General features: G+C 64.8%; 5 protein-coding genes and 1 pseudogene. 2 read left to right on the top strand and 4 right to left on the bottom strand.

Features of this window, described 5'->3' with window-relative positions; all coding sequences use genetic code 11:
- Positions 1–182, top strand: a pseudogene (locus ACK4OE_RS24985) (LysR family transcriptional regulator); the annotation flags it as partial.
- Positions 183–319: 137 nt separating this feature from the next.
- A complete protein-coding gene (locus ACK4OE_RS24980; RefSeq protein WP_409889126.1) occupies positions 320–796 on the top strand; it encodes an NUDIX hydrolase in 477 nt (158 codons plus the stop codon).
- A 59-nt stretch (positions 797–855) separates the two neighbouring features.
- Here the strand turns inward: ACK4OE_RS24980 and ACK4OE_RS24975 are convergent, their stop codons facing one another.
- The 4 genes from ACK4OE_RS24975 to ACK4OE_RS24960 form a co-directional block, all read right to left on the bottom strand.
- Positions 856–2,118 (bottom strand): hypothetical protein, encoded by a 1,263-nt coding sequence (locus ACK4OE_RS24975; protein ID WP_409889125.1) that lies wholly within the window; start codon positions 2,116–2,118, stop codon positions 856–858.
- Between the two features lie 35 nt (positions 2,119–2,153).
- Complete coding sequence (locus ACK4OE_RS24970; protein WP_409889124.1) at positions 2,154–3,941, bottom strand: DUF4384 domain-containing protein; 1,788 nt, start codon at positions 3,939–3,941, stop codon at positions 2,154–2,156.
- A gap of 40 nt (positions 3,942–3,981) precedes the next feature.
- Positions 3,982–4,410, bottom strand: a complete 429-nt coding sequence (locus tag ACK4OE_RS24965) for a hypothetical protein (protein ID WP_055396096.1) — start codon at positions 4,408–4,410, stop codon at positions 3,982–3,984.
- Positions 4,411–4,561: 151 nt separating this feature from the next.
- Positions 4,562–5,035 (bottom strand): hypothetical protein, encoded by a 474-nt coding sequence (locus ACK4OE_RS24960; RefSeq protein ID WP_218301177.1) that lies wholly within the window; start codon positions 5,033–5,035, stop codon positions 4,562–4,564.
- Positions 5,036–5,248 lie beyond the last annotated feature (213 nt).

The raw sequence follows: 5,248 nt of genomic DNA, 5'->3' as shown, positions 1-5,248 counted from the left end.
CGTTCGTGGCGGCGCAGGACCCGTCGCTGATCCCGGTGCTGCCTGGGCTGGCGCGGTTTCAGCGAACGTTCTGGATGTCGATGCCTGCAGAGAACAAACACGTTGCACGCATGCAGGCCACGTGGGCGTTCTTGCGCGAAGCCGTGGCAGCGCAGCAGGGGCTTTTGATCCCTTCTGCCTAGGTCTAAATAGCTATAGCATTGATAGCTTGTGGCGCCTGAATTATTGGCGCCTCCGGCACTTTTGCCTGCAATCCTTTTGGCATGTGACAACCAAGCTCTCAAATCCGTCTGCACCTGTCCCACGCGTGCGTCAGCGTGTGGCAGCGCTTATCACCGAGCAGGGCCGGGTGCTGCTGCACTGCGCGCAAGGTGACCCCTTCTGGGCGTTACCGGGGGGTGGTATTGAGCCAGGAGAGACTGCAGCGCAGGCGCTGGTGCGTGAGTTACAGGAAGAGCTGGGGCAGGCGGTGGAACCGGGGGCGCTGTCTTGCGTGGTGGAGAACTTCTTCTTTCATGCAGACCAGCTGCACCATGAAATTGGACTGTGCCTGCATGCCAGTCCGCTGCTGGATGGCCCCTTGGCAAACGGGGAGGGACCGTATGAAGGAGTGGAAGGAGGGCGCAGGCTGGTGTTTGCTTGGTTTTCCAGCGATGACCTGGCGCACATGGACATCCGCCCGACCATCCTGCGCAGCTATTTGCGTGAACTCCTGGCGTGTGGCTCAAGGGGCGTGGCTCACCTTGTGCACCGGGAGGAGCCTCTGCCCTCCATACCGGCTACTTCGCCCGCATAGAGGACTCACTTGGTTGCCCGTGCCTGCACCAGCGGGAACTTGGGGGAGCCAGGGCCGGTTCAGCGGCGTGGATGGTGCCCAGTCGTTCGCCACTGCAGTGGCACTAGGTCATACAAGGGACTTGGCTCCCGCTGCCAGCCATTGGGTGGCGCCGAGTGGCGTGCGCTGGCGGACGAGCCGTTGATGCCCATGTGGAGACCTGCAAGCTGCTGCATCCATGTGACGTCGATGGTGCCGCCTTGCAAAGGCCTGGAGAAAATCAGCTCTAGCATCTTGCGGGCCTGCGGGTCGCCGCTGCTGGCTGCCACCTGGTACAGGCGCACAGCCTCGGTGTAGTTGGCGGGTACACCGTCGCCTCGGTGGTACCGCTGGGCCTCCACGTACCAGTCCGCAGCGCTGTAGCGGGCTGATCGGATGCGGGCGTCGGGATCGCTGTGGAAGCGGCGGGCCAGAAGGCTGGCGTTGGCGGCAGCGGCCTCAGACTTTGCAGATGCTGATTGAAATTGGGCCATCGCCTGTTCGATATCGCCGCTGGCGATGAACTCCAGCCCCAGTTCGTTGCTGGCCTGCGCACTGCCTGCACGCACGGCTTGCGTCAACAGTTTTTGCAGCGGTGGGTTGGCCGCCGCTGGCGCCACCGAACCGGGGTACCGGTCCGGTGAGGGCGAACGGGGCTCGGCCAACGGGGCCAATGCCTTGGCCGCATGCCATTCGAGGTATTTGGCAAGCCCTGGATCGGTACGGCCCACCAGCGCAATCCAGTGCATGGCGGTTGAAGGATTGGGCGCTGCCACACAGCCGCTGAGCTGGCACCATGCGAGGCCCGCAGGAGCCAGGGGGTGGCCGAGCAGTTGCGCACGTTCAAACCAGTGCTGGGCCTGCGCCGGGTCTGCGGGCATGGCCAGGCCGTGCAGCGCCAGCAGTCCCAACAGCCACGCCGCATCGGCAGGCGATAGGTCGCCCGATGATCGCGTTGTGGAGACAGGGGGGGAGCGCGGCTTGCGCATAAGCGCCCCGTCGCGTTGCGCGGCGCTGCGAAGTTTTTGCAACATCTTCTCCTGCATGGGGTTGTCAGACCCGGGCACCTGGGGGGACGCCGCGTTCAGGGTGGCGCGATCGATGAAGGTGGTCTCAGCGGGCGTGGGAAGCGCACGCACCGAGGCCAGCACGGGCGCCGCAGTCACCACCGCCAAGACCAGGCACGCTGTGCCCGAGGCCTGCGCCACAGCGCCGTGGAGTGCGCGCCAAGTGCCGTGTGGCGTGCGCAGCCCATTGATAGTGGACTGCGGGCGCGCCGTGGTGGTCGATGGGGTTGTGGTCATGGCGTGTGCGCGCACAGTGCTGTGCCTGTGGTCTTTCACTTGCGCGGGGCGGGTTGTGCAGGCGCAGTGGCTGCAGCGGGCAGGGCCCGGCGCGGAACGACCTGCCAGTACACCGCGTTGCCGGTGTAGCCCTCGCTGCCCCAGGCGGTGGCGAAGGCTTCGTTAAAGCGCTCCAGCGCCCGGTAATTAGGGATGGGCTTGAGCGGCGGGCCGCGCAGCGCTTCGGGCAAGCGAGGCGTGCTGTCCTCGTCGGTGGCAAAGCAGGCCACGCCTTCAGTGCCGGGGCTGGCTGCGTCCATGATGAAGCCGGGGTTTGGGCTCATCCAGTCGGGGATGCGTATGGCCTGGTTGGCGGACACCCAGCCGGTGGTGTTGGCCTGGTTGGGCAGCAGGCGGATGACCGTGCCGGTGGCATCGGCCAGAAAACACTGCAGGTAGGAGGCGCGCGACACCGTGGCCGACAAGAAGACCTGTTCACCCACCTCGAACGCGGTGCGCTCCAGCAATACGTTCTCAATCTGCAGATCGATGCTGCGGGCAGGCGGCGGGTCTCCGTACTTTGCTGCACCCGGATTGTTGCTCACCACGTTGACTGCGGCATCGGGCGTGGCGGGCCCGACTGCGATGTGCTGCACGGGTTCTGAGTGCGTGCTGGCCCAGCCAATGCGGGCCAGGGTCCCGTCTGCGGATAGGCCGACAAAGTGGCGCAGCGCCCGTTCGTAGGTCGCAAAGTCCACCACGCCCGTCACCACCATGCCGTTGTCGGCCTGAAAGCGCGCCAGGGCTTTACGCAGCGCTGGGTCGTTGTCCGGCAGGGGTTGCGCAACGGGGGCGAGGTAGCCCCGGCTGACCAGCGAGCGCGCAATGAGCTGGGTGCGCACGGCGGGCGAGCCTTCGTCAAACCAGTCGCGCAGCTGCCGCTGAAAGTCGGGGTGGTTTTGCTCCAGCGTCAGGCATTGCCAGTAGGGCACGCGGGCCCATTTACCAATGAGTTCGATGGTGGCCAGGTCCACCAGTGTGCGCACTGCGCTGCCAGAGCCCTGGGTGTAGTCGCGCCCCACGTTGAACTGCACGCCATAGGTGCCAATGCGCCCGGCCAGATCAACGCCTTGGCCGCCGTTGCCGATGATGACTTCATTGGCGGAATCCAGGCCGGGTATCAGCGTGCGGGTGCGAAAGTCGCCCAGGTGCATCTCCAGCCCGATGATGGTGGCGTTGCGGCTTTGGCTGTAGCCCATGTCGATGCGGGGGCCGGAGAGCCCGGTGTCAAACCGGTTGTTGATCACGTTCTGGTCCACGAACGAGATGGCGCCCGACAGGTACAGCGCGGGCCGCTGCAGCTGCATCTGGTTGTTGTTGAGCAAGATGGTGGTGAGGTTCTGCACCGTGTCCTGGCGCGCGATGTCTACCTCGTAGTCCACAAAGCGGAACGCATTGCTCAGGCGCGACATCTGCGACAGTGCGGTGATCACCATGTCCTTGGTGGCCACGGTGACGCGGGTGGAGTAGTCGGGGATCTGCTTGCTGGTGATCAGTGTGGTGGGCAGCTGTGCGTCGCGCAGCATGTGGTCCATGCACATCAGCGAGTCGGAAAAGCTGGAGATGGAACGGGTTGGGCGCACCACAGGGCGGTCGGTGATGGAAGCGAGGCTCTGAAATTCCTGGTCCTTGCGCGGGTCCCTGGGCGTGGCACAGCCGGCCAGTCCGAGCCCGATGGCAAGCCAAAGCACCCCACGGATCGCGCGCGCCAGGGGGCGTGGGGTGCGGGGGCGTGGGGGGCGAGAGCATGCGGGCATGGCGGGGCTCAACGGGGTGGGCGGCATGTTCTCTCTCCTGGCGGCCGGGCGCTTGGCGCCAGGCCTGTTACTTGCAGATATTGACGAGATCGCCACGCAGCACCACCACCTGCGGCGCCTGGTTGGGTCCGTACTTGGCCGATCCCGTGGTGTTGGCGGACACGGTGTTGCTGCCCACCTCTTGCACACAGGTCTTTTGCATGCCCTGTGCGTTGGCGGTGGTGACCACGTCGTTGTTGGTCAGCACGCCGGTGGTGTCGTCCGAGAAGGCCTTGGCTTCGTAGCGGGCGATGCGGGCGCGCAGCCACGATGGCATGGTGTTGCTGCCGTCCAGTCCCGTCGAGGCTGCCACTGGCCCTGTGGGCTGCATCTGGACCGAGAGCTTCTTGGTCAGGACGACCGGGTCCTCCCCGGGGGCCTGCGACCGCGCGAGGCCCGGCATCAGGGCACAGGCCATCAGCAGGGTTGCGCATGGCGCCAGAAAACGTGTGTTCATGGAACACCTCCTATGGTGAGAATGAGGGGCCCACCCGCGCTGCTCTTTGCAGCCTTGCCGGTGTGCCCCTGGCACGAACTCATCCGGGCACTGATGTGCTGCCGGAATCAGGCCTTCGCAGGCCTATTCACCAGCCATGCTGGTGGCGATCTCAGTGGGGCCAGCCAGCGGTCTTGGTGGGCTGGCAGGTGAAGCAGGCGTTGTTGGAGGCAATGTTTTGCACAGCCTTGCTGTTGCTGCCGCTGGAGAGGTTGTTGACCGACGAGTTGATCATCGAGGTGAATTGGCTGGAGTTGCCAATGATGGTGACTTCGCCCACGTTGGAGGACAGATTCTGGCTGGCGTAGGCTTCGCTGCCGCTGGCGGTGTTGGTCACGTTCCCGCCGGAGCCCGTCACCGTCTGGGTCGAATTGCCACTGATGGTGACGTTGCCGGTGTTGGAGGCGAGGTTCTGGAAGGCTTCGCTCTTGGAGCCCGTCGAGTTGTTGTTGACGGACACCGATGTCAGGGACACCGACTGCGTGGAATTGCCGGTGATGGTGATGTCCGGAGTGGAAGGGACCGGACCGGTGGCCATGGCGGCGGAGGCGATGACGCTGAGCGTGATGAAAGCAAGGGTTTTCATGACAGATCCTTCAAGGATGACTTCTACACTGGCTGCAACCGCAGCGAACCTGCGATGCAGAGGGGGTTGGACGGCGCTGTCTGGTCTGGTCTTTTGAGGGGCCGGTGGCCATGGGGCGCTGTCGGGGTTCAGTGTCTGGTCCGATGCGATTTGTGCGAATACGCCGAGCGGGCTACCTCATACAGCGGAGCGGTTCAACCCTTGGGCCCGCGC

Origin of the sequence: Acidovorax sp. (assembly GCF_046314175.1) — a bacterium.
Lineage (GTDB): Bacteria > Pseudomonadota > Gammaproteobacteria > Burkholderiales > Burkholderiaceae_C > Acidovorax.
The sequence above is the reverse complement of the archived record's forward strand: the minus strand, read 5'-3'. Positions and strand labels throughout refer to the sequence as shown.